The organism is Aquimarina litoralis (genome assembly GCF_019295435.1).
GTDB classification, from domain to species: domain Bacteria; phylum Bacteroidota; class Bacteroidia; order Flavobacteriales; family Flavobacteriaceae; genus Aquimarina; species Aquimarina litoralis_A.
The window spans coordinates 41,450-64,211 of record NZ_WEKL01000028.1 but is presented as its reverse complement, the minus strand read 5'-3'; the positions used below and the strand labels follow the sequence as shown (position 1 = coordinate 64,211).

The following is a 22,762-nucleotide window of genomic DNA, read 5'->3' as shown; positions in this document are numbered from 1 at the left end:
TGTTCTTGGATTGGGATATTGTCTTTTGTAATATGAATCATTCGGAACAGTAAGCAAAACGGCACAATCAGGATTGGCTTTTTGCACGTTCAAAATCAGATTTTCATAATACATAGTATATTCTTCTGGATCAAAATCCGGATGATATGCATCATTGGTTCCAACCGAAACTATAAATAAATCAGGCTTATATAACATTAGCTGATCATTAAAAAACTTACATCGATTGTAATAACTAAAACTTGCTCCATTGACACCTATCGTAGTGTACTCTACTCCAGGATTATCATTCATAAGCTCAAGTCCCATCATCAAAAACTCTGGGTTTTCAGGATTTCCTACACGCTGAATACAAAACTCTAACTCTTCTAATGTTTGTGTTAGTATATATTCTACAAAATGAGCTTCTTTGTTCACTTTAGTATCCGCTATTAATCCGTCTTCCTTAAAAAAGATTTCATAATCTTCGCTCCAGTTATCATAAAAGATTCTGATTCTATTAAAATCATATTGTTGTGCATCGTATCCCCTATAATTCGCTTTTATCTTAACATTGGCAATGGAATCTTTAAAAACAGCAGTAACACCAGACATTCCCCATGCAACACTATCTTTTTTAATAGAACATCGATATCCGGTCCAATTTCCATCATATTCCACATTGTAGTTACTCGGATTATTGGTACTTGCCATTTTATAAGGATATACGAAACCTCTTTGCCCTTTTGCAGTTGGGCTCATATGTTGTAGATAGGTACGCAATCGATTGGAATAAATAYCCGCTTGAATATGAGAACCCCCAATATGAAAAACATGAACATCTTCGGCATTTCCCTTAGCAATGGTATCTAGTTTGCGAAACAGTTTCACAAAAGAAGGAGCATTTTCTACGAATTTAATCTGATTTGCCTTCCAATTGATAAATGAATATTTGCTTTGAATCGTATCCAAAGTATAATCTTGTCCTATCATTATGGAACTCCATAAAAACACATAAAGAAATAGTATTTTATGTTTCATCGTTTACCTCTTCTTTAAGATCTAGATATAAAGCTGTAAAAAATAATTCTGAAATAATTTTAGTTCCTTTCCAGGTAAAATGCATATAATCATTGGCAGTTAACTTTTCCTCAACCCAAAAAGGCATGGATCCTTTTCCTCCCATAGCATCATACATACTCCAATACGCTATATTATTTTCTGAACAAGTTTGAATCAATTTTTCATTTAAATATGGTAGTAAAGGATATGTTTCCATTTTTCCATTAACCGGAAGACACATATCAGTAGGACCAATGAATATAAAACTAACATTTTTTGTTCTACGTCTTAACCAATTGATCTGATTCACCATAGATTTTGCATAATTATCTACTTTTGTAGAATCTTTTAGGTAAGGCATTGTATTCCCTCCATATTGCATGATGATCACCTTTGGTTTTAGATTCCTCATCATTTGCCCATAAATGGTAGCATTTGTACTTGAAAAAATAGTACCTGAAGAACCTCGCATCGCTACATTATCCATCTGTACTCTAGATCCACCATCTAAAGTTAGTCCATAAAAATCAGCACTTACTTTTCCTTCTAATTCGATTTTTAAATTACCTGGCGTAGTACTTGTTTTAATTCTATATTTATGATACCTGCCATCTGTTTTCAAACTATCCTGCTGAATGAGCTTTCCATTATTATAAACGGAAATTTTAATAGGATACTTACAATTACCATAATGCAATCCTATATTGGTAAATCTTCTGAATTTAGCATACGCCTTCTTCGATTTACCAACTACAACAGATGCTTTCACAATTGGCATCGAATCCAAAGCTACACTATCTAAAGCTGTTTTTTGATGCTTCGTAAATCTGGAAACAGACATATAAGCACCATATTTTTTGTGTTTAAATTTTTCTTGAGTAGGATCAAACCTAGCATATCTAAACCAATTTTCACTAGGTTTTACAATTGCCGCAATTTGATTATAAACAGGTTTAACAGGAATAAATCCTGGTCCGCTACCACCATACATACCTTGTAATCTGTTTCTGATATATCCAGTTATTCTATCTCCTTCGATTTGTGAATCTCCATAGTGAATTATTCTACAAGATCTGGAAGATAACTTAGCTTGTAATTCTCTAGCAAAATCCGGATTACTTGCTGGATATCGGATTCTCTCAATTTGTGTAGTGTCTATTTTAGAAAAATCCGGACGCTGAATACTATCCTTCTTTGCAACCACCTCTGGAGAAGTATCCTGCTCTACATCTGCCTCGTCTGCTACTGGAGTTACAATTTCTGTTACTTTAAGAATATCTTCTCTAGTGAGAGAAGAGTCTTTTTCTAAAGCCAAAAAGGTTTTATAGGTAGGATATTTTAGTGACAGCCCTTCATAGGAGAATCCATCTTCTTGAATTTGTTCTTTTTGGATACCTCCTTTTTGACTTAAAAACATCAGTCCAAACAATCCACCCAATACGAGTATCAGAAATAGGGATATTTGAATAGGTTTGATTTTCAAGATGATCGGGGGACTTTGATTTCTGTAAAAWTAGAAAGTTTTTGCGAAATGCAAAGGAATTTAAATGGTTATCACTAACAATCATAAAAAAACTGCAATGGTAGCATTGCAGTTTTATAATATTAACAGTTTTGGCTTAAGCGAAAATTCCGCCTCCACCACCGCCACCGCCACATTGGCTAGCGTTAAAAATAATTGCTGGATAATTTAAAAGACAATACTGACTTGCTCCAGAAGGTTGTCTAGCAGTAGTGCTAGGACAACTACAATTAAATCTGCAGCTTCCTAAGTGGAAAAAAGGATAACAATTACCTCTAGACCCACCTGCTTTGATAGCTTTTTGGTCTTTTCTACTGATTTGTTCTACACCATCTAGGTTTAAGAGTGTTTTGATCATAATAGTAATGAGTTAAAATTAATGTTTATTAAAAAGTCATAAGAGGATGATCAAGATTTTTCCTAATAAAGAAAAATCGTAATCAACAATTATTTTATGCCCAATCACCAGGTCCACCTGCTCCTCCACACTGAACAGCATTATTAATATAATAAGGATAGTTTAATAAGCAATATTGACTTGCTCCACTAGGTTGTTCCGCTCTTCGTGTTCTACAATCACAGTTAAAACGGCAAGAGCCTAAATGAAAAAATGGATAACAATTACCTCTTGATAATCCACCTCCGTTAATTGTTTGCTGTTCTTTTTTAGAAATTGCTTGAGCCCCGTTTAGGTTTAAGAGATTTTTAAACATAATAAAATGAGTTAAAGTTAATGTTCCCTTGAGTTATTTTTAAACAATCAAGGATTAGAAAAAAAACAAGTGTTTTTATATAAAACTCTTATTTTCAACACTAAATTTAAACTTATTTCTAAAATAAACATAAATTAATTGAGGGAAATATCAACCAGGCGATTCAATATAACATTTAATTAATATTAAAAAATAAGAAAAGATGAGGCAAAAAAACGTATTCAAATAGATTGTATTGTTTTTTTCACATCGTTGACTACACCGCGATATCTATTACGATTAGGTTTAGACATATGCTGTGATTCTTGAAGAATTTCAGATAAAATTTCTTTTGCTTCAGTTGGTTTCCCTTTTTCTATGAGGAACTGCGCAAGCGTGTAACGCTCTTCATAATTAGAATAACGCTGATCAATAGGCTTCAGGTTTTCTTCAGCTTCTTCTGACCTACCTTCTTCTTCAAGTGCCAAACCATATAAGAACTGGCTTTGAGAACCTTTAAAATCTGGTTTCCCCGAAATTTGCTCGGCACAAAAGATAACTTTGTCAAATTGGTTGGTTTGATAATATCCCTTTAATAGCTTTTTAACCACACCAGGATCTGATTTGTAATTGCCATTTAAAGCTATTTCGTATTCTCCTATTCCCGATGAATAATCATTGATTTCATAAAGCGCATCACCAAGGTTTACTCGGTTCTGAAAGGTGTCTGCAAATTCAACTTGTTTCCTTAAATCATTCACCTTTTTTGTAGGATTTACTACGCTTACAATCTCATTTTGAACTTTACTCAGGTCTTTTTTATTAAACACCTGAGTAACTATATAAATAATACTTCCGATAACAGGAAGAAATAAAATTAGAAAATACCAATAATATTCACGCCTGTTTTTCAAAACATGATAGATACAAAATACCTGTAAAGCAATAATTAGATAGTAGTACATTCTAAAAGTATTAAACCCTGTTCTCTTTTCTAAAATAAAGTGGAAATATACATATTATTTCCTGCGTTCTAGATAACCTCTTATGATAGATTTTCTCCAAAATTCGTTACTAATAAGAATAGCTACAATTCTTCTATTCTGCGAACCCCATTGATCAATAATTGGGTCTATAGAATTTTGATCAGGAGTCCTTTCTAATAGTTTCTGAAAAGTTGCCACAATAAAATTCCTTTTGAATTCTTCACTTTCCAAAACATCTGATGATAGTATGTGACTACGTCTTTCCTCTCTATTATTTTCAAAACTATTTCGAATGTTTCTTAACGGCACTCCTCGATTAAAAAATTTCCTATGAACTCTTTCTAAAAAATTAACGGAAGGGTTGAAATGTACATTATTATCATTCTGGGCCTTATTCCAGAACTCTAGCGAAGAACAAATATCACCTATTACTTTTTCTCTTGACCAATTTTCATTCTTCATTTTTGTTTCATAATAACTTAGACCAATTGGATCTGGAGAACGATCTAAATACAATTCATAAGCTTCTTTAATAAATACCTTAGCGTCTAATTTGAGTATGTCATAAAACATACCTTCTAATCCTCTTCCAGATTTTAACAAATCAGCCCAATAATCCAACCCAGAATTATTAGTTATATCCAAAGTTCTACCAGTATATAACTGATAATACGAAAACATAATATCATGATATCCATATTTCATCTCTTCAATGGTGTATTTCATGGTATTAAAAGCAGGTTTTTTTTCTTCTCCGCTCTCAGCAAGTGTATTATACAATCCCAAATGACGATGATTTGTATTAGGGTCAGAATATAGATCTAATAACTCATAAACAATGTAGGCTTTTACTTTTTCCAAATTATACATAGCTCTAATAGACGCATTGATGTCATCAGCCTGTCTATCCAGATTTTGCTCCTCATAATTAATACTACCTCTACCTTTATTAATTTCGGTAATCCATATATCTTTATTATTAGATAACTGCAATAAGTTTTGATAAATATTGGTTCCTCCTATTAATCCTTGATTAGGTAAATCGTTTATACAATTTGTAATGGGTCCCATGGACCAATACCAATTATAACCAACTAAATCGTAGTTCACATCTAATTCTTCGAATAGTTTTAAGTACCCATAATGCATTCTTGTTCCATTAACAATACATTTAGCATTATTATCAACACTTTTAAGACCATCTATTAATCCGCTTGAAATAGCAGCATCCGCAACTACTTTTCGTATATATTCAGATGTTTCGAAAAAATGATGACGTTCAGAACCAGACCCTACTGTATTGTAGAAATATTCTGTATTTTTTATATTGGATACATTATTAGGATGTTCTGTGCGACCTATAATCCTAAGGGCACCTTCATTACCTATCTGATAATAGTTTATTTTGTCTTTAAATTCTTGTCCAAATACCTGTCCCTTGGTATAGCCTTTCTGATAATTTTGATTCCATAAATCTAAGTTTTTGATACTTTTTGAAGTTATTCGAGCGATCAGTTCATCTTTTGAAAGTGCAGTATTATAATCACTATTATTATCTGTTATATAAATCACCGGTAAAGCGGTCATATTTTCAGAGTCCAATAATTCTAACACTCGAATAAGATCTTCTTTTTTTTCTCCGCTACCTAAGGAACCATCTTCATTTACATGAACATCTAATCGATATACAGAAACACCAAGCTCAGCAAGTAGTGCTACTTGCTCTTCGTAAGTTACATTTTCTTTGTAAGCATTATCGACGGGTTCTCCCTGAGCATTTATATAACTTGGTCTCAAAGGATGCCCATTGATTCCCCAAAGCAAATCTTCTCTATTCTCTAATATGAAATTAGGTGTTGGATAATCAAACTTATAACGATCTTGAGCACTCGTATTACTAGTGTTTTTAGCTAAGACACTTTGATCATTCAGATCCATAAGGTCCATATCTCTTTCACACCCTAAAACACAAATAGCTGCAATTGTTAAAACACAAAATCTCTGAAACATAGTTTACAAAATTTATTGGTTGTATAGTAGTAAGTGACATCTAACCAATAAATGTTACCATGGATTTTGTGTTTTAACAATTTATTATTTTAAGGTGATCACCAAATCATCTGCTTCTACCATAGTTCCAGACTTCAAAACTATTTTCTTTACAACTGCATCTTCATTTGCTGTAATCGTAGTTTCCATTTTCATTGCTTCAATAATGAATAGTGGATCATTTTTCTTGATTTCTTGTCCGGTCTTCACCAATATAGAGGATAAAGATCCTTGCAACGGCGCTCCTATTTGTTTGGCATCTGATTTATCTGCTTTGGCATGAACGATCTTATCTACTTTAATCGAATTATCTTTAATTTCAACATTTCGAGTTTGTCCATTTACTTTGAAGAAGATTGTTACCATTCCATTATCTTGAGGTTCTCCAATAGAAATCAACTCGATCAATAAGATTTTACCTTTATCTAATTCAATAATAATTTCTTCGCCTGGTGTCATTCCATAGAAGAAATTCTTAGTAGGAATATTCATTACATTACCATATTGTAAATGGTGATTGTAAGCTCCTGTAAATACTTTTGGATACAATTTATAGGAAAGAAAATCTGTAATATCAAGTTCTCTTCCCATTCCTTTTTTAAAGACTTTTACAAAATCCTTAAACTCAGTTTCGAAATCGACAGGTTCTAGATGTGCATTTGGTCTATTGGTAAATGGCTTTTGATCTTTTAAAATTGATTTCTGAAGGTCTTTTGGAAAACCTCCTTCAGGTTGCCCCAGTTCACCTTTGAATAAACTCACCACCGATTGTGGGAAAGAAATGGTTTCTCCTCTTTCTTTCACATCCTCAATAGTAAGATTATTACTCACTAAATATTGTGCCATATCACCAACCACTTTAGAGCTTGGAGTTACTTTTACAATATCACCAAACAACTCATTTACTTCACCGTACATTTTTGTAATTTCATGAAAACGATCCGCCAGACCTAAACCTTGCGCTTGCGGTTTTAAGTTAGAATACTGTCCTCCTGGAATTTCATGCTGATATACCTCTCCTGTTCCTGCTTTTAAACCAGATTCGAAAACATAATAATACTCACGTACAGCTTCCCAATAATTAGAATACTCATTTAATTTAGACATATTCATTGGGTTTTCGCGATCATGGAATTTCAGCATTTCCATCACTGCGTTAAAATTAGGCTGAGCAGTTAATCCTGAAAGTCCTCCTAACGCTACATCCACAACATCTACTCCAGCTTCTATCGCTTTGAGATAGGTGGCAGATTGTACCGAGGAAGTATCATGTGTATGTAAATGAATTGGAATATTAATTTCTGATTTTAATGCAGAAACTAATTCATAAGCAGCATATGGTTTTAGCAAACCTGCCATATCTTTTATACCTAATATATGTGCTCCTGCATTTTCAATATCTTTTGCTAATTGCACATAATATTCTAAGGTATATTTAGTACGTTTTGGATCTAAAATATCACCTGTATAACACAGAGATCCTTCTGCTAATCCTTGGGTACGAGTTCTTACGTGTTCTATACAAGGAGCTATGGATTGCATCCAGTTTAAGGAATCAAAAATCCTAAACACATCTACTCCATTCTCCCAGGATTGTTCTACAAATTTACCAATCAGATTATCAGGATACGCTGTATACCCTACTCCATTCGATCCTCGGATCAACATTTGTAACAGAAGATTTGGCATTGCATCTCGTAGCGAACGAAGACGTTCCCAAGGGTTCTCTCTTAGGAATCTAAGACATACATCAAATGTAGCACCACCCCAAACTTCCATACTAAAGATTTCAGGATGATTTTTAGCAAATCCTTCTGCCACCTTAAGCATATCATAAGTTCTCATTCGGGTTGCCAATAAACTTTGGTGCGCATCGCGCATAGTTGTATCGGTAAAATGAACTTTCTTTTCATTCTTCAACCATGCTGCAAACTTTTCTGGTCCTAACTCTGTCAGTAAATCTTTTGTTCCTTTTTGGTATGCTGCTTTTTGGTCAAACTCTGGAATCTGAGGCATAACAAAAGTTTTAGTAGGGTCTATCTTTTTGACGTCAGGATTTCCATTCACAATAACATCACCTAAAAAGTTAGCTAGTTTTGTAGCTCGATTTCGGGATTCTTTAATTTTAAAAAGTTCTTTCGTATCTCTAATAAAATTAACCGTTACGGCTCCTTTTCTAAAAGTATTGTGATTTAGAATATTATCTAAGAAAGGCATATTCGTTTTTACACCTCGAATTCTAAACTCTGATAATGCTCTTCGCATTTTTCTACAAGCACCATCTAACGTTCTACTGTTTGCAGAAACCTTTACTAACATAGAATCAAAGAAAGGCGATATAGTAACTCCTTGATACACACTTCCTGCATCTAATCGAATACCAAATCCTGAAGCACTTCTATACGTAGTTATGGTACCGTAATCTGGTTTGAAATCATTTTCAGGATCTTCTGTTGTAATTCTACACTGTACAGCGTATCCATTTATCTTTAGACTCTCTTGGCTTTCTATTTTAATTTGCTTATCCGAAAGTTGATATCCTCCAGCAATGAAAATCTGTGTTTTTATTAAATCTACACCAGTTACAATTTCGGTCACTGTATGTTCTACCTGTACTCTTGGATTTACTTCAATAAAATAGATACTACCATCATCATCTACTAAAAATTCTACCGTACCGATATTATTATAATCTACAGCCTTACAAATGGTTAATGCATACTTATAAAGATTATCTAATATATCCTGAGACACTCCATACGAAGGAGCATATTCAATTACTTTTTGATATCGTCTTTGAACCGAGCAATCACGTTCAAAAAGATGCACCATATTTCCATGATGATCCGCTACAATTTGTATTTCTATATGTTTAGGATTCTCTACAAACTTTTCAAGAAAAACCGTATCATCGCCAAATGCATTAAGTGCTTCTCTTTGGGATTCGGGATATGCTTTTTCTAATTCCTCTACGCTTCGGATTACACGCATACCGCGACCTCCTCCTCCAGAAGCTGCTTTTAGCATAACAGGAAATCCTATTCTTTTTGCTTCTTTAATAGCAATCTTAATATCTGTAAGATCTTCTTGATTACTTTGAATAATTGGAATTTCATTAGCTATAGCTACTTCTTTTGCCATAATCTTATCCCCTAATGATCGTAATACCGAAACTTTAGGTCCGATAAAAATGATATCATTTTCCTGACATCGTTGAGCAAAATCAGCATTTTCAGAAAGAAATCCATATCCTGGATGTATCGCATCCACATTATTATTCTTTGCAACCTGTATGATTGCCTCAATATTTAAATAGGGCTTTAAAGGTTCATTATCTGCACCAATTTGGTAGGCCTCATCAGCCTTATATCTATGTAAAGAATATCGATCTTCATAGGTATAAACTCCTACGGTTTGTAACCCAATCTCTGTACAGGCTCTGAAAATTCTGATGGCAATTTCCCCTCGATTAGCTACTAAAACCTTTTTAATTTGCATGATAAAAATTTTGTGTTTAAATAATATTTAGCGAACATTCGCTGCGAAGATATTGATTCGAACGAACACTTCCAATACATTTTAATTAGAATAGCTGAAATAATTAATTTTTGTATTTATTATTAACGAATTATTTCCTTCTGTTAAACCCTATACGTTTACAGTAAATTCTATGACTGAATTAACATAAATACTTAATTCTGTATTTTATTGTAGTACGCTTTTTCGGTCACTTCAGACCATTTAGCAATCCTATTTTGGAAATTGGAATAGCTTTCATAGACCTCTTTTGATAAGGGATCATCTCCGATCATTTCCTGAATGGCTTCCTCGGTAAAACCTCTTAAAGCATCTAAGGTTTCTTTAGAAAACTCTCTAATTTCTACATCTTCTTCATTCACTAATTTATCTAGATAGATCCCATTTTGTTTATCAAACTCTGACAATACCCAAACCTGAGCTCGTTTTGCAGCAGCTTGTAAGACAGCTTGTAGATGTGGTGGCAATCCGTCATGTAAATTTTTATTAATAAAAAATTCTAGTTGAGAACCTGTTTCATGCCAACCTGGTGTGTAATAATATTTTGAAATTTTATGGAATCCCATTTTATAATCATGATAAGGACCTATCCATTCTGTAGCATCTATAACTCCGCGTTCTAAACTGGTATAAATCTCACTACCCGCCACCAGAATCGCAGCTCCACCAGCTTTTTCAAGTACTTTACCTCCAATACCAGGCAAACGCATCTTTAATCCTTTAAAATCTTCGACTGAGTTAATTTCTCGATTAAACCAACCTCCCATTTGCACACCTGTATTTCCTCCCATAAAAGGAACTAGATTAAACTTTGCATATGTTTTTTTCCAAAGCTCATAACCGCCACCTACTTCTAACCAAGAAGTAATCTGCTGACTATTCATTCCAAAAGGAACCGCTGCAAAAAACTGTGCAGCTGGCGTTTTTCCTGCCCAATAATAAGATGCTCCACACCCCATTTCTATAGTTCCTTGAGAAACAGCATCAAAAGCTTCTAAAGGAGGAACTAATTCTCCTCCTCCATATACTTTAATCTTAATTTGACCATTAGATAATTCATCTACCCATTCTGCATACTTTTCAGCAACTTCACCAACAACAGGAAAATTGGGCGGCCAAGTTGTAGTCATTTTCCAATGAAATACTTTGTCTGGTTTCGTTATATCATAAGATGTAGGATTGGTCATACTCGCAGGAGGTTCTCCTAAACAAGAAAAGAGAAAGAAAACTATAAGTAGAAACGGTATTTTTTTCATAGGTTGCGAGTTTTACCAAAAATAGGATATCTCTGCTTAAATACCGTATTTATTCGTTTTCTATTTTATCCTACAAAACTTTATTTATTATGAAATCATGAAAATAAAAAAACCAATACTTTGATACTTTATGACTTAATCATTCCTATCTTTCTCTCTTTTCTCAATGATTACTTTAATATAATCATCATAAGCAAAATCTGTTAACCGAAATTCATACCCATTCCAAAATTTAGAATCATACCGTACTTCTGATTGTCCAAGTCTACCATGTATAGAAAGTCCTATTTCTGAAGAATTAGTCGCAGTAGTTAATGATAAAATTGCAGTTGCTTTGGTAGGCCCATTGTTAAATGGACGCTTATGAGTAAAATACGTAAGTTTTATTGATAGAGAATCACATATTTGTATCTCTTCGTTTAATTTTAATAATAAAACATCTCCCAAAGTATATTTATTTTTTTGCATCTTAGAAGCATCAATTCTTGTCTGTGCTTGGCAAGTGGGAACTAAAAGGACCCAAGCGAATAAAAAAGCAACAATACCCACATATTTTATTTTCATAGTATATAAAACAACTTGAAATTTATGCTACCGTAAAGATATTTGTTCGTTGCTCATCATGAAAACCAGCAAAACCAATATGACATGGCACTTTTTTGGGAAGAACTGCGAATTCTTTTTGTTCTATAATAGCAGGAACTATATCAGATAATAGATAGTCAAAAATTAAAATAATTTCTGTGTAATCATTTCCTATATCTCCCCATGCTTTTTCTCCATTAGTATTAAAATGACTAGCAAAAAAATCCTCATTGTTTATTGCTGAGTCATTCATTATACATCCTTCATCATAAGCAGCATCAAAATCATTATCTGGCATAAAATCAACCTCAATATCACTTCCATATTCATTCCAACAAATATCAATCACCCCAATGGTATCAATACCATTATTTTTCAATCTATCGATATCTACATTACCCAAAAAAGCAGTTAGATCCATCAAACATCTATGAGCCTCTATTTCCCAATCAATTTTTCTTAATATTGATATATTTGACTTATTTTCAAAACGAGGAAACACTTCGTTTTCCAAATTTTCGTAAAACTTTTGGGAGAGTAACTTTTTCATTTTTACTTTTTAATTAAACGTTCTGTTAATCAAAAATAAATTATCGTTATATCTTTTTTCACCCTTTTTTCCGTGAAAATCAATACTCTTCTTTTGCAAAACCAATAGGCTATTTTTATCCTTTTCAGTTATGATTACCTATTGATCGTAAAACATAATGGTATTTATTTTTTTAATTTATAAATCATTAAAAAAAATCTCCGGAAAAAATAGTACTAGACTTACAATCAATAACTGTATGATAATAAACGGAATTATACCTTTATATATTTGGCTTGTTTTGACTGTTTCTGGCGCAACTCCTTTTAAATAAAACAGTGCAAAGCCAAATGGAGGTGTTAAAAATGAGGTCTGTAAATTCAACGCCATTAAAATTCCTACCCATAGCATATTCATATCTAATGCATTAAAAATTGGAGTTACTACAGGTACAATAATGAATACAATCTCTATAAAATCAATAAAAAACCCAGCAATAAAAATAACCAGCATGACTAATAACAAAAACATCATTGGGGTTAACTGAGAAGAAATAATTAATTCTTGTAGATATCGATCTCCTCCTAATGTTCTAAAAACCAAAGTAAAAGTAGTAGCTCCCAATAGTATAAAAAACACCATTGATGTAAGACGCATGGTTTCTTGAGCTACTTCTTTAAGTATTTTAAATGAAAACTTTTTCTGAATAATGGTCAACATAGTTGCTCCTAATGCACCTATTGCCGATGCTTCTGTTGGTGAAGCAATTCCAGTAAAAATAGAACCTAGTACTATAATAATTAACAATACAGGCAATAAGAGTACCTTCAGAATTTTTAATCCAAAATTAGTTCCTCTAAACGCAGCAATTTCCTCTGCTGGAATACTTGGTGCATCATCTTTATGAAGAAATGATTTTACTAAAATATAGATAATGTATAATCCAACTAATATCAGGCCTGGCAATAGCGCTGCAGAAAACAAAGTTCCCACATCTACTGAAGCTGCTCCTCTTGAAGAGCTATTGATAGTATCTGCCAATAACACTAAAACTATAGATGGCGGAATGATTTGTCCTAGAGTTCCGGAAGAGGCTATCACCCCAACAGCAAGCTCTGTTTTATAACCTCTTTTTAGCATTGTGGGCAAACTTATTAAACCCATAGTTACTACCGTAGCCCCTACAATTCCTGTTGACGCAGCCAATAACGCACCTACAATTACAACAGATATGGCCAGTCCTCCACGTACTCTTCCGAACATCATTGCCATGGTTTCTAATAAACTTTGAGCAAGCCCAGATTTTTCCAACATAATTCCCATAAAAATAAATAGGGGAACTGCCATTAATACATAATTATTTACAACTCCCATAATTCTGGAAGGCAGTAAATAAAATGTAGACATGGTAAACTGTTCTGGTGCAAAAATCGAAACTCCAAAAGCAAAAGCAACTGAAATTCCACCTAGTGTAAAAGCAACTGGATACCCTTTAAGAATTAGGATAAAAATTATTACGAACAAAATAATTGCTAGAAACTCCATCAAATATCTTTATTAAAAATAGTCTGAATAGATTTTAGCATTTCAGAAACTCCTTGTAACAATAAAAAAATAAATCCAAGTGTAATGCTAAACTTTAGCACGTACAAAGCGGGTAATCCTCCTGGTTGTGCAGACCCTTCATTGATCATAAATGATGACAATCCATAATACCAAGAAGATACAATCACTACATAACACCAAGGAATTAATAAACATATGCCTCCCAATAGATCTATCCAGGCTTTTCCTTTTTTAGAAAATTTTGTGTAGAAAACATCTACTCTTACATGTTTTCCATATTTAAAAGTATATCCCGAACCGATTAGAAAAAGCATCCCGAAAAGGTAGATTTCAGTTTCGATCATCCAAATAAACGTAAACTGAAAAACATATCGCATCACCACATCCAACCCAATCAAAATAGCAAGCAATACAGCTACCCAACTAACTAATGCCCCAGTTTTTTCTCCAATCCAATCTAGAAAATCAATGATTTTTTGCATTCAAAAAATGTATCTAAAATAAAGAAGGTTGAAGATACTAAAATTGGAAGTATTTAGAAATTTATTCTAAATTATCACACAAATACAAAACGTTCTGCAATTAAAGTTACCTCACAAAAACCAATTCATTAGGCTTTGTTGTATACTCATCACTAAAACCATAACCATCGTAATTGAAACCTTTTAAATCTTCAATAGTTTCTGCTCCTGTATCTATGATATAACGCACCATCATTCCTCTCGCCTTTTTTGCAAAGAAGCTTATCATTTTTAGTTTATCACCCTTCCAATCTTTAAATTGAGGCGTAATTATTGGAACTTTTAAAGCTTTCTTATCAATTACGCTGAAATATTCATTACTCGCAAGATTTACAAATAACTCATCATCTTGTAATTCATCATTCAATTGTTGGGTCAACTGTTTCTTCCAAAACTCATACAGATTATTATTACGACCAACTTTTAATTTGGTTCCCATTTCCAAACGGTATGGCTGGATTAAATCCAGTGGTTTCAAAATACCATATAGTCCAGATAGAATTCTCAACTTATCCTGCAAAACCTCTAATTTATCTTCTGGAATTGTATAACTATCTAGTCCTGTATATACATCTCCATTAAAAGCATATACTGCTGGTCTGGCATTTTCATTGGTAAATGGAAGACTCCAATCTTGATTGCGCTGCCAATTTAGCTGAGCAAGCTTATCACTAATACTCAYTAAATCTGATAATTTTTTTGGAGTTTTCTTTTGAAGTACAGCATTCAATTTCTCGGCTTCAACCAAAAAAGATGGTTCCGTATACTTTTCTGTCGGTAATGCGGTGTCAAAATCCAAAGATTTTGCCGGAGATACTACAATTTTCATGTGTTTATACTATTTCTTTAAAAGTCATATGGAACTCGCCATTAATCGTTCTGCTATCTACAAACATTCTTTTATGACTCGTTTCATTATGCAATTTTTATTTCCTCAAAAATACAATAGAACTATGATAAATAAAATCAACTCAGGTAATTCTTACTTATTGAAGCATCAATATACTTTATTGAAATATAGATAAAATACCTTTCGTTTTTCTGAATAAAAATCCTGTTAATAAATAAATTAACAAATAAAAAAACGAATTTTAATATTTTTAACAGAAATAATCCCCTATATTTACTACGTCAATAACGTAATTTACTCTACTCGATACAACAGTCATATATGGTTTGATTTATTCAAATCTTTGCTTCACCAATTATCTTATTCATAGCTTAACTCAGTTATTTCTATTGAATAATTTTAAACAACCTATATGATATGAATCTACAAACAACAACCAGAGCATTTCTATGTATTATTCTAACAATTTTAATTTATTCTTGTGAACAGGAAGAATTACCTATTGTTGAAATCGAGGAAACTGGCGTTCCTCTTGCCGTTCAAGACACCATCTATACAGATGCGCAACTAAGAAAAGTACTAGACGAAGAATCAGAAATTATTGAGCTAGAAAAAATGGGATACATCAAAGACATATCCGGTATGGATGTGGCAAAAGACAATCCAAAAAAGGTATATATGCACTATATGCCTTGGTTTCAGAGTAAAGATTATGATGGTTATTGGGGCCAACATTGGACAATGACCAACAAAAATCCAGACATCATAGATAGTAATGGTAAACGCGAAATTGCTTCCTATTTTTATCCTGTAATTGGCCCTTACTCCTCTAGTGATCCTGATTTACATGAATATCATTTTTTGATGATGAAACTAGCAGGTGTAGACGGAGTTATATTTGATTGGTACGGCAGTAAAGACCTTTATGATTATGAAAATATCAAAAGTGCAACAGAAAGTTTTATAGATGTTATGGAAGATCTGGATTTTGATTTTTCTATTATGTATGAAGACAGAGTTGCTCAGCAAGCATATGAACAAGGTCTATCATCAAGCACTATCGAAGCTGCACAGGAAGATTTTACCTATATAAACGACACCTATTTTACCAGTCCAAATTACATAAAACATAATGACAAAAACTTATTGTTTGTATTTGGACCTCATCACATAACAACTGAACAAGAATGGAATACCATTTTTGACATATTACCAACTAGTAATCGTCCTGATTTTCTAACCTTATGGGCAGCAAATAGATTGGTTGGTCCAAATGCTACAGGAGAGTTTTTATGGGTAGATCAAGATCATTTATTGGCTCATGAACATTATTATAATTACTACAATACTGAAAACTTAACCGTAGTTGGTTCTGTATATCCAGGTTTTGATAGTTTTTATGTAGATGGTGGATGGTCTGAAGGCGTGAATTTATGGAGTATTGATCACAATCAAGGACAGACGTTTGCAGAAACCTTAAACTATACGCATCATGAAAGTGCAGATTTTATCCAACTCATTACTTGGAATGATTTTGGAGAAGGTACCATGATCGAACCTACAGAAGAGTTTGGTTTTATGTATTTACAATTACTACAGCAATATACAGGTGTGGACTACACTACAGATGATCTAAATGTTGCATTGGATTTATACTTGGCAAGAAAAGCTTTTAAAAATAATGAAAGTGCCCAATTCTATTTGGATCGAACGTATAAACATATAAAGAATCAAAATTTAAACCGAGCAGATAAAATTATCAAAGCGGTAAATCGCTTTTATTCTGAAAGTAACAGTTAAAATCCTGAATACTTGAATTCAATAAAAAGCCCGTCTTATAAGACGGGCATGTTTTTTTAAAAAAGTCCAAATGTATATATTATAATACTCTCACGTTTACCGCGTTCATTCCTTTTTTACCTTCTTTTAGTTCGTACTCTACTTCATCACCTTCACGAATTTCATCGATTAAGCCCGAAATGTGTACAAAACGATCTTGATTAGATCCTTCTTCGACAATAAATCCAAATCCTTTGGAGTCATTAAAAAATTTTACTGTTCCTTTGTTCATTATTAAAAATTAAAGCACCAATATACTACTAATTAATGAGCTATCATCAATTTATTTAAATAAAGAAAAAATTATTCTTTATTTAGTTGGTTTTGAGCATAATTTCTCCATCGCTCAACACATTGTTTCATGTCGTCTGGAATGGATGTTTCGAAATGCATTTTATCTCCAGTTATAGGGTGTACAAACCCCAATGTTCTGGCGTGCAACGCTTGTCTTGGTAATACTTTGAAACAATTTTCTACAAACTGTTTATATTTAGAAAAAGTGGTGCCTTTTAGGATCTTTTCTCCCCCATATCGTTCATCATTAAATAATGTATGGCCAATATGTTTCATATGAACTCGTATTTGATGTGTTCTTCCAGTTTCCAATCTACAAGAAACCATAGTAACATATCCTAATCGTTCTATCACTTTATAATGAGTAACAGCTGGTTTTCCTTTATCTGCCTCATCACCTTCAAAAACGGTATTTTGTAATCTATTTTTAGGATGACGTCCAATATTGCCAACTACAGTACCTTCATCCTCTTTTAAATTACCCCATACAATGGCTACATATTCTCTTTCTGAAGTTTTATCAAAAAACTGTTTTGCTAAATGTGTCATAGCATCTTCAGTCTTTGCGATCACCAATAGACCACTAGTATCTTTATCTATTCTATGCACTAAGCCAGGGCGTTCACTACTGTTATTAGGTAAGTTATCAAAATGATAAATCAATGCATTGATTAAGGTTCCTGAATAATTACCATGTCCAGGATGCACAACCATTCCTGCTGGCTTATTAATAACCAATAAAGCATCATCTTCGTATACAATGTCTAAAGGAATATTTTCTGGAGTGAGTAAATTCTCATACGGAGGATGAGAAAACAATACACGCACTACATCATTGGGTTTTACCTTATGATTTGACTTTACAGGAATATCATTTACAAAAACACTTCCAGCTTTTGCGGCTTGTTGTATTTTGTTTCTAGTCGCGTTCTCTACAAAATTCATTAAAAACTTATCAACTCGAAGTGGTACTTGCCCTGCTCCTGCCACAAAACGATGATGTTCGTATAACTCATCTTCGTTTGGTCCTAAATCTTCTATATTCGGATCTGATTCCAAAAAAATAATTTTAGATATTTAGCTTATTACTGTAGTCTCAAATTACCACTTTCATCTCCAACGACAAGATCTATTGTAGATGTTTTCATGATCTTATCTCCAGGTTTTATTTTCCTTCCTTTATATCGCAGCTCAAGAACCTGATCTGATGGATCTGGTTTAAAAGTGATGGTTCCTATCTTAAATCCAAGTGCCACCAACCTAGGTTCTACCTGTCTTCTTGTTTTTCTGATCACATCTGGAACTTCGACTTTACGGTATCCAGATGGATTTAGCGTTACATAGATTTTTCTATTTTCCTTTACCATATTTCCTGCAGGAGGATTTTGTTCGATCACCGAATATCTAGGAAAATCAGGATTAAAATTAGCAGAATCCTGAACTTCAAAACGCAAGTCCTTTGCTTCTACCAACTCTTTCACTTCATCCAGCGTTTTTTTACTTAAACTTGGCACTACAATTCTTTGATCATGATTTGTAGAGCTATCCAACCACTTTAGTGCTATGAAACACAAAATCGCCGTCATTGCTATCGCTATGACTAATTGAATAAGAAATGTTTTACTCCAAATAAATCTTAAAAGTCCTTTAAAAAAATCCATGAATCTGATGATAGTTTCGGCAAAGATATAAAAACGGAAACTTTTTAGCTTTTGTTGTTGGATAAATGATATTTTTGTTTGCAAACCGTATCCGATGAAGAAAAATATTGCCATCCTTATGGGAGGTTACTCTAGTGAATTTGACATCTCTATAAAAAGTGGAAATGTTGTTTACAAACACTTAGATAGAAATCTCTATGAACCTTTTAAAATTCATATCACAAAAGATTCTTGGTATTATATAGATGATAATGATCAAAAAACAGCGATTGATCGAAATGATTTTTCTTTAGAACTAGATGGAACGAAAATTGAATTTGATGCTGCTTTTAATATCGTTCATGGTACTCCTGGAGAAGATGGTTTGTTGCAGGCTTATTTCGAATTAATTGGAATTCCACAAACGGCATGTGACTTTTATCAAGCGGCGCTTACTTTTAATAAAAGGGATTGTATAAGCACTTTACAACCTTATGGTATTCCAACCGCTAAGAATTACTTCTTAAATAAAGGAGATACTATCAATCAAGATGAGATCATACAGACAGTGGGGTTACCCTGTTTTGTAAAAGCGAATAAAGCAGGAAGCAGTTATGGTGTTTCTAAAGTAAAAACTAAAGAAGAATTAATTCCGGCAATTGATATTGCTTACAAAGAAGATGATGAAATTATTATAGAATCTTTTTTAAGCGGAACCGAAGTATCGGTTGGTGTAATTACTTATAAAGGAGAAGATACGGTATTACCAATTACTGAAATTGTTTCAGAAAATGATTTCTTTGATTATGAAGCCAAATATCTGGGAAAGTCTCAGGAAATTACTCCTGCGAGACTTACAGAAGAAGATGAAAAAAAAGTAAAAGAACTCGCTTTAAAAGTATATCAAATCCTGAAAATGAAAGGTTTTTCTAGAAGTGAATATATATTTCATAATGGAGAACCTCACTTTATTGAAATGAATACCAATCCTGGATTTAGTGAAGCCAGTATTTTACCTCAACAATCAATTGCTGCTGGTATTAGCATTCAAGACTTATTAACCAATACGATTGAAGAAGCTATTAAAGCTAAATAACGGAAGAAAGCAGAATTGTTTAGCAAACTAACTTCAACTTTGCCTATATTTATACCATTAATCACAAGTCACTTATGAGAAGAGCTGTTTTTCCTGGTTCGTTTGATCCTATTACACTAGGACATTATGATATTATTGAAAGAGGATTAACTCTTTTTGATGAAGTTATACTAGCTATTGGAGTCAATGCTGAAAAGAAATATATGTTTTCTTTAGAGGAAAGAAAACGCTTTATTGAAGATGCTTTTAAGGATGAACCCAAAATTAAAGTAATGACCTATAAAGGTCTTACAGTAGAATTCTGCAAACAGCAAAATGCCAATTTCATCTTAAGAGGACTAAGAAATCCTGCAGATTTTGAATTTGAGAAAGCAATTGCGCATACGAACAGAAAAATGTCAGAAATCGAAACTGTTTTCTTACTCACATCTTCTGGAAAAAGCTATATCTCCTCCTCTATTGTGAGAGATGTTATCAGAAATGGAGGTGATGTATCTGGACTGGTTCCAGACACTGTTGTTTATGAAAGAAAATAAAATCACAAATACCCAAATCACATATTCATGAAGCCCCAAAAACACCTACACACTCTATTACTTGTACTTGCTATAACATTGTATGCCTGTAGTACTGATGATGAAAACAACTCAGAAACGGATCCTCCTATAAGCTGTGAAAATTCTGATAATTTAGTGTATGAAGAAAAAGACGGATTAGTTGTAGCTGAGTTCGAAAGTATTACTAATTCTAATGATTGGAACATAGAAAATACAGTTAATGGCTTCTTAGGAACAAGTTATTTAGTATGGAAAGGGGATCAGTTTTTAAATGCACCTGGAAATGGATTACTTACTTACAATATAAAAATTAATACTCCTGGCACATATAGGTTTCTGTGGAGATCAAGAATTACGAATGGTACGTCAGGATCAGAACATAATGATTCCTGGTTGCGATTTGCTGATGCTTCTAGTTTTTATGGTAAAAAAGGTGAAAGTATTGTTTATCCTGGAGACACAGGACAAACTCCAAATCCTAATGGATCCAGTAAAGATGGTTGGTTTAAAATCTATAAAAGTGGTCCTGCAGATGAATGGAAATGGCAGTCTTCGACAAGTGATAATGATGCTCATGATATCTATGTAGATTTTGATACTGCTGGAACATATACTATGGAAGTATCTGCTAGGTCTTCCTTTCATGCATTGGATAGATTTGTTTTGTTTACCGAAAATGTTTCTCAGAGTGATGCCACAAGTGAAACAGCAACCTTAAGTGAGATTAACTGCAATTAAAAATTAAAACCAAAAATTTTAAACCTTTTTAAAAAACCGTAGTCAAAGTAAAAACGCTTTTGATTATGAATTCTTTTTTAACCGATAAACAAATACAACATCTTTACTGGCGTACAGGCTTTGGAATTTCGTCTTCTGAATTACAACTTGTAAGAACACTACCCAAGAAAGAAATTATAGATCGTCTATTTTCGGAAAGCAGCAGAAAGACCAACTTATCGCTAGATTTCGGAGTATTAGAAAAAGATCCAAGAGATTTATCCCGTGAAGAACGCATAGAATTGCGAAAACTTCGCAACCAAAAAATGCTAGATCTCAATATACAATGGCTTCAACAATTGGCGGAAACCAAACAAGTTTTGAGAGAAAAGATGACATTATTTTTTCATAATCATTTTGCTGTTCGCCTTAAAACTCCCAGAGCTGCCCAACATTTGAATAATGTAATCAGAAATAATGCATTAGAGAACTTCGGAGATATGCTCATGGAGGTTTCTAAATCACCTGCCATGTTATTGTTTCTAAATAACCGCCAGAATAGAAAAAATAATCCCAATGAAAACTTTGCTAGAGAAGTTATGGAATTATTTACTTTAGGTAGAGACAATGGATATACTGAAACGGATATAAAAGAAGCAGCAAGAGCCTTTACAGGTTGGAACTTTAATAAACAAGGTAGCTTTGTTTTTAGACAAAAACATCATGACTTTGGTTCTAAAACTATTTTAGGAAGAACAGGAAATTTTAAAGGAGAAGATGTTATCAAAATTCTTCTTGAGGAAAAACAGACTGCAAAATATATTACACAAAAGATCTATACATACCTTGTAAATGAAAAAATAGATTCTGATCATTTAGAAACACTTACTAACCGTTTTTATAATGCAAGCTATAGTATCGAGGTGCTATTACGCGAAATATTAGAAAGCACATGGTTTTATAATCCTGAACATATCGGAACTAAGATAAAATCTCCTATAGAACTACTTGTGGGATTGAGTAAACCTTTTCAAGTACACTATAAAAACACTAAAGTTTTGCTGTACCTGCAACGAAAGCTCAATCAAGTATTATTCTTTCCTCCAAATGTTGCTGGATGGAAAGGTGGAAAATCCTGGATTGATAATTCTACACTTATGCTGAGGCTAAAACTTGCTTCGGTTACTCTCAACAACGGTGTTATTGAAATGAATAATTCTGATGACAGCGAAGTTTCGATGATGATGAAGCAAAAATTTTATAAAAAAATGAAGTCCCAAATGGAGCGAAAAATCAAAGCGACTCCTAACTGGGAATTATTTCTCGCTTCTTTAGAATTTAAAAACAAACAGCAACTCATAGATTTTATACTACAACCTAAATTATCCGAAGGTGCCAAAAATGTGATTTCTGAATTAGATGCGGGAAACACTAAAAACTTTATCATAGAACTTATGAGCTTACCAGAGTACCAACTTTGCTAAA

The 22,762-nt window shown here is 33.1% G+C and carries 20 protein-coding genes and 1 pseudogene; 5 read left to right on the top strand and 16 right to left on the bottom strand.

The features are described from left to right. The 13 genes and pseudogenes from GBO31_RS15325 to yaaA form a co-directional block, all read right to left on the bottom strand. Positions 1-1,020: pseudogene (locus GBO31_RS15325) on the bottom strand (hypothetical protein); the annotation flags it as partial. Next, on the bottom strand, positions 1,010-2,524 hold the full coding sequence (locus GBO31_RS15320; RefSeq protein WP_219009241.1) for a lipase: 1,515 nt from the start codon (positions 2,522-2,524) through the stop codon (positions 1,010-1,012). The gene GBO31_RS15320 and the pseudogene GBO31_RS15325, both read right to left, overlap by 11 nt. Positions 2,525-2,660: 136 nt before the next feature. Beyond that, positions 2,661-2,921, bottom strand: coding sequence for a hypothetical protein (locus GBO31_RS15315; RefSeq protein WP_219009240.1), 261 nt, complete (start codon positions 2,919-2,921; stop codon positions 2,661-2,663). A gap of 94 nt (positions 2,922-3,015) precedes the next feature. Further along, on the bottom strand, positions 3,016-3,276 hold the full coding sequence (locus GBO31_RS15310; RefSeq protein WP_219009239.1) for a hypothetical protein: 261 nt from the start codon (positions 3,274-3,276) through the stop codon (positions 3,016-3,018). A gap of 221 nt (positions 3,277-3,497) precedes the next feature. After that, positions 3,498-4,220 (bottom strand): tetratricopeptide repeat protein, encoded by a 723-nt coding sequence (locus GBO31_RS15305; RefSeq protein ID WP_219009238.1) that lies wholly within the window; start codon positions 4,218-4,220, stop codon positions 3,498-3,500. Between the two features lie 54 nt (positions 4,221-4,274). Beyond that, positions 4,275-6,251 carry a DUF4214 domain-containing protein gene (locus GBO31_RS15300; protein WP_219009237.1) on the bottom strand — a complete coding sequence of 659 codons (1,977 nt, stop codon included), beginning with the start codon at positions 6,249-6,251 and terminating at the stop codon, positions 4,275-4,277. A gap of 84 nt (positions 6,252-6,335) precedes the next feature. Further along, the gene (locus GBO31_RS15295) at positions 6,336-9,788 is read right to left on the bottom strand and encodes a pyruvate carboxylase (protein ID WP_219009236.1); all 3,453 of its coding nucleotides are present in this window, start codon (positions 9,786-9,788) and stop codon (positions 6,336-6,338) included. 194 nt (positions 9,789-9,982) lie between these two features. Further along, complete coding sequence (locus GBO31_RS15290; protein WP_219009235.1) at positions 9,983-11,083, bottom strand: TRAP transporter substrate-binding protein; 1,101 nt, start codon at positions 11,081-11,083, stop codon at positions 9,983-9,985. A 135-nt stretch (positions 11,084-11,218) separates the two neighbouring features. Next, on the bottom strand, positions 11,219-11,647 hold the full coding sequence (locus GBO31_RS15285) for a hypothetical protein (protein WP_219009234.1): 429 nt from the start codon (positions 11,645-11,647) through the stop codon (positions 11,219-11,221). A gap of 22 nt (positions 11,648-11,669) precedes the next feature. Then, positions 11,670-12,218 carry a hypothetical protein gene (locus tag GBO31_RS15280; RefSeq protein WP_219009233.1) on the bottom strand — a complete coding sequence of 183 codons (549 nt, stop codon included), beginning with the start codon at positions 12,216-12,218 and terminating at the stop codon, positions 11,670-11,672. A gap of 177 nt (positions 12,219-12,395) precedes the next feature. Further along, entirely contained in the window at positions 12,396-13,742 is a 1,347-nt protein-coding gene (locus tag GBO31_RS15275; RefSeq protein WP_219009232.1) for a TRAP transporter large permease, read from the bottom strand. Beyond that, positions 13,742-14,245: a TRAP transporter small permease subunit gene (locus GBO31_RS15270; protein WP_219009231.1), complete on the bottom strand. Its 504-nt coding sequence runs from the start codon at positions 14,243-14,245 to the stop codon at positions 13,742-13,744. The genes GBO31_RS15275 and GBO31_RS15270 overlap by 1 nt, the downstream gene beginning before the upstream one ends. Before the next feature lie 106 nt (positions 14,246-14,351). Continuing rightward, positions 14,352-15,113 (bottom strand): peroxide stress protein YaaA, encoded by a 762-nt coding sequence (gene yaaA / locus GBO31_RS15265; protein ID WP_219009230.1) that lies wholly within the window; start codon positions 15,111-15,113, stop codon positions 14,352-14,354. Positions 15,114-15,551: 438 nt separating this feature from the next. On the opposite strand from yaaA, the gene GBO31_RS15260 reads away from it, so the two are divergent. Next, positions 15,552-16,934 (top strand): glycoside hydrolase family 71/99-like protein, encoded by a 1,383-nt coding sequence (locus tag GBO31_RS15260; protein ID WP_219009229.1) that lies wholly within the window; start codon positions 15,552-15,554, stop codon positions 16,932-16,934. Positions 16,935-17,013: 79 nt separating this feature from the next. On the opposite strand, the gene GBO31_RS15255 is transcribed toward GBO31_RS15260, so the two are convergent. The 3 genes from GBO31_RS15255 to GBO31_RS15245 form a co-directional block, all read right to left on the bottom strand. Then, positions 17,014-17,205 (bottom strand): cold-shock protein, encoded by a 192-nt coding sequence (locus GBO31_RS15255; protein WP_219009228.1) that lies wholly within the window; start codon positions 17,203-17,205, stop codon positions 17,014-17,016. Between the two features lie 71 nt (positions 17,206-17,276). Next, on the bottom strand, positions 17,277-18,326 hold the full coding sequence (locus GBO31_RS15250; RefSeq protein WP_219009227.1) for an RluA family pseudouridine synthase: 1,050 nt from the start codon (positions 18,324-18,326) through the stop codon (positions 17,277-17,279). A gap of 26 nt (positions 18,327-18,352) precedes the next feature. Continuing rightward, on the bottom strand, positions 18,353-18,928 hold the full coding sequence (locus GBO31_RS15245; protein ID WP_219009226.1) for a PASTA domain-containing protein: 576 nt from the start codon (positions 18,926-18,928) through the stop codon (positions 18,353-18,355). Positions 18,929-19,022: 94 nt separating this feature from the next. Between GBO31_RS15245 and GBO31_RS15240 the strand changes: the two genes are divergently transcribed. The 4 genes from GBO31_RS15240 to GBO31_RS15225 all read left to right on the top strand — a co-directional run bounded on the left by GBO31_RS15240 (position 19,023) and on the right by GBO31_RS15225 (position 22,761). Then, on the top strand, positions 19,023-20,003 hold the full coding sequence (locus GBO31_RS15240; protein ID WP_219009225.1) for a D-alanine--D-alanine ligase: 981 nt from the start codon (positions 19,023-19,025) through the stop codon (positions 20,001-20,003). 74 nt (positions 20,004-20,077) lie between these two features. Beyond that, entirely contained in the window at positions 20,078-20,539 is a 462-nt protein-coding gene (gene coaD, locus GBO31_RS15235; protein WP_219009224.1) for a pantetheine-phosphate adenylyltransferase, read from the top strand. A 27-nt stretch (positions 20,540-20,566) separates the two neighbouring features. Beyond that, on the top strand, positions 20,567-21,298 hold the full coding sequence (locus GBO31_RS15230) for a hypothetical protein (RefSeq protein WP_219009223.1): 732 nt from the start codon (positions 20,567-20,569) through the stop codon (positions 21,296-21,298). Positions 21,299-21,363: 65 nt separating this feature from the next. After that, positions 21,364-22,761 (top strand): DUF1800 domain-containing protein, encoded by a 1,398-nt coding sequence (locus tag GBO31_RS15225; RefSeq protein WP_219009222.1) that lies wholly within the window; start codon positions 21,364-21,366, stop codon positions 22,759-22,761. The last annotated feature ends 1 nt before the right edge of the window (position 22,762 follow it).

What these genes read in the sequence shown, in the direction of transcription:
- GBO31_RS15305 (WP_219009238.1), bottom strand. Translation starts at nt 4,220, where the DNA reads ATGTACTACTATCTAATTATTGCTTTACAGGTATTTTGTATCTATCAT.
- GBO31_RS15300 (WP_219009237.1), bottom strand. Translation starts at nt 6,251, where the DNA reads ATGTTTCAGAGATTTTGTGTTTTAACAATTGCAGCTATTTGTGTTTTA.
- GBO31_RS15225 (WP_219009222.1), top strand. Translation starts at nt 21,364, where the DNA reads ATGAATTCTTTTTTAACCGATAAACAAATACAACATCTTTACTGGCGT.
- GBO31_RS15280 (WP_219009233.1), bottom strand. Translation starts at nt 12,218, where the DNA reads ATGAAAAAGTTACTCTCCCAAAAGTTTTACGAAAATTTGGAAAACGAA.
- GBO31_RS15260 (WP_219009229.1), top strand. Translation starts at nt 15,552, where the DNA reads ATGAATCTACAAACAACAACCAGAGCATTTCTATGTATTATTCTAACA.
- GBO31_RS15295 (WP_219009236.1), bottom strand. Translation starts at nt 9,788, where the DNA reads ATGCAAATTAAAAAGGTTTTAGTAGCTAATCGAGGGGAAATTGCCATC.
- GBO31_RS15255 (WP_219009228.1), bottom strand. Translation starts at nt 17,205, where the DNA reads ATGAACAAAGGAACAGTAAAATTTTTTAATGACTCCAAAGGATTTGGA.
- GBO31_RS15285 (WP_219009234.1), bottom strand. Translation starts at nt 11,647, where the DNA reads ATGAAAATAAAATATGTGGGTATTGTTGCTTTTTTATTCGCTTGGGTC.
- GBO31_RS15315 (WP_219009240.1), bottom strand. Translation starts at nt 2,921, where the DNA reads ATGATCAAAACACTCTTAAACCTAGATGGTGTAGAACAAATCAGTAGA.
- GBO31_RS15240 (WP_219009225.1), top strand. Translation starts at nt 19,023, where the DNA reads ATGAAGAAAAATATTGCCATCCTTATGGGAGGTTACTCTAGTGAATTT.
- GBO31_RS15290 (WP_219009235.1), bottom strand. Translation starts at nt 11,083, where the DNA reads ATGAAAAAAATACCGTTTCTACTTATAGTTTTCTTTCTCTTTTCTTGT.
- GBO31_RS15245 (WP_219009226.1), bottom strand. Translation starts at nt 18,928, where the DNA reads ATGGATTTTTTTAAAGGACTTTTAAGATTTATTTGGAGTAAAACATTT.
- coaD (WP_219009224.1), top strand. Translation starts at nt 20,078, where the DNA reads ATGAGAAGAGCTGTTTTTCCTGGTTCGTTTGATCCTATTACACTAGGA.
- GBO31_RS15275 (WP_219009232.1), bottom strand. Translation starts at nt 13,742, where the DNA reads ATGGAGTTTCTAGCAATTATTTTGTTCGTAATAATTTTTATCCTAATT.
- GBO31_RS15230 (WP_219009223.1), top strand. Translation starts at nt 20,567, where the DNA reads ATGAAGCCCCAAAAACACCTACACACTCTATTACTTGTACTTGCTATA.
- GBO31_RS15270 (WP_219009231.1), bottom strand. Translation starts at nt 14,245, where the DNA reads ATGCAAAAAATCATTGATTTTCTAGATTGGATTGGAGAAAAAACTGGG.
- GBO31_RS15310 (WP_219009239.1), bottom strand. Translation starts at nt 3,276, where the DNA reads ATGTTTAAAAATCTCTTAAACCTAAACGGGGCTCAAGCAATTTCTAAA.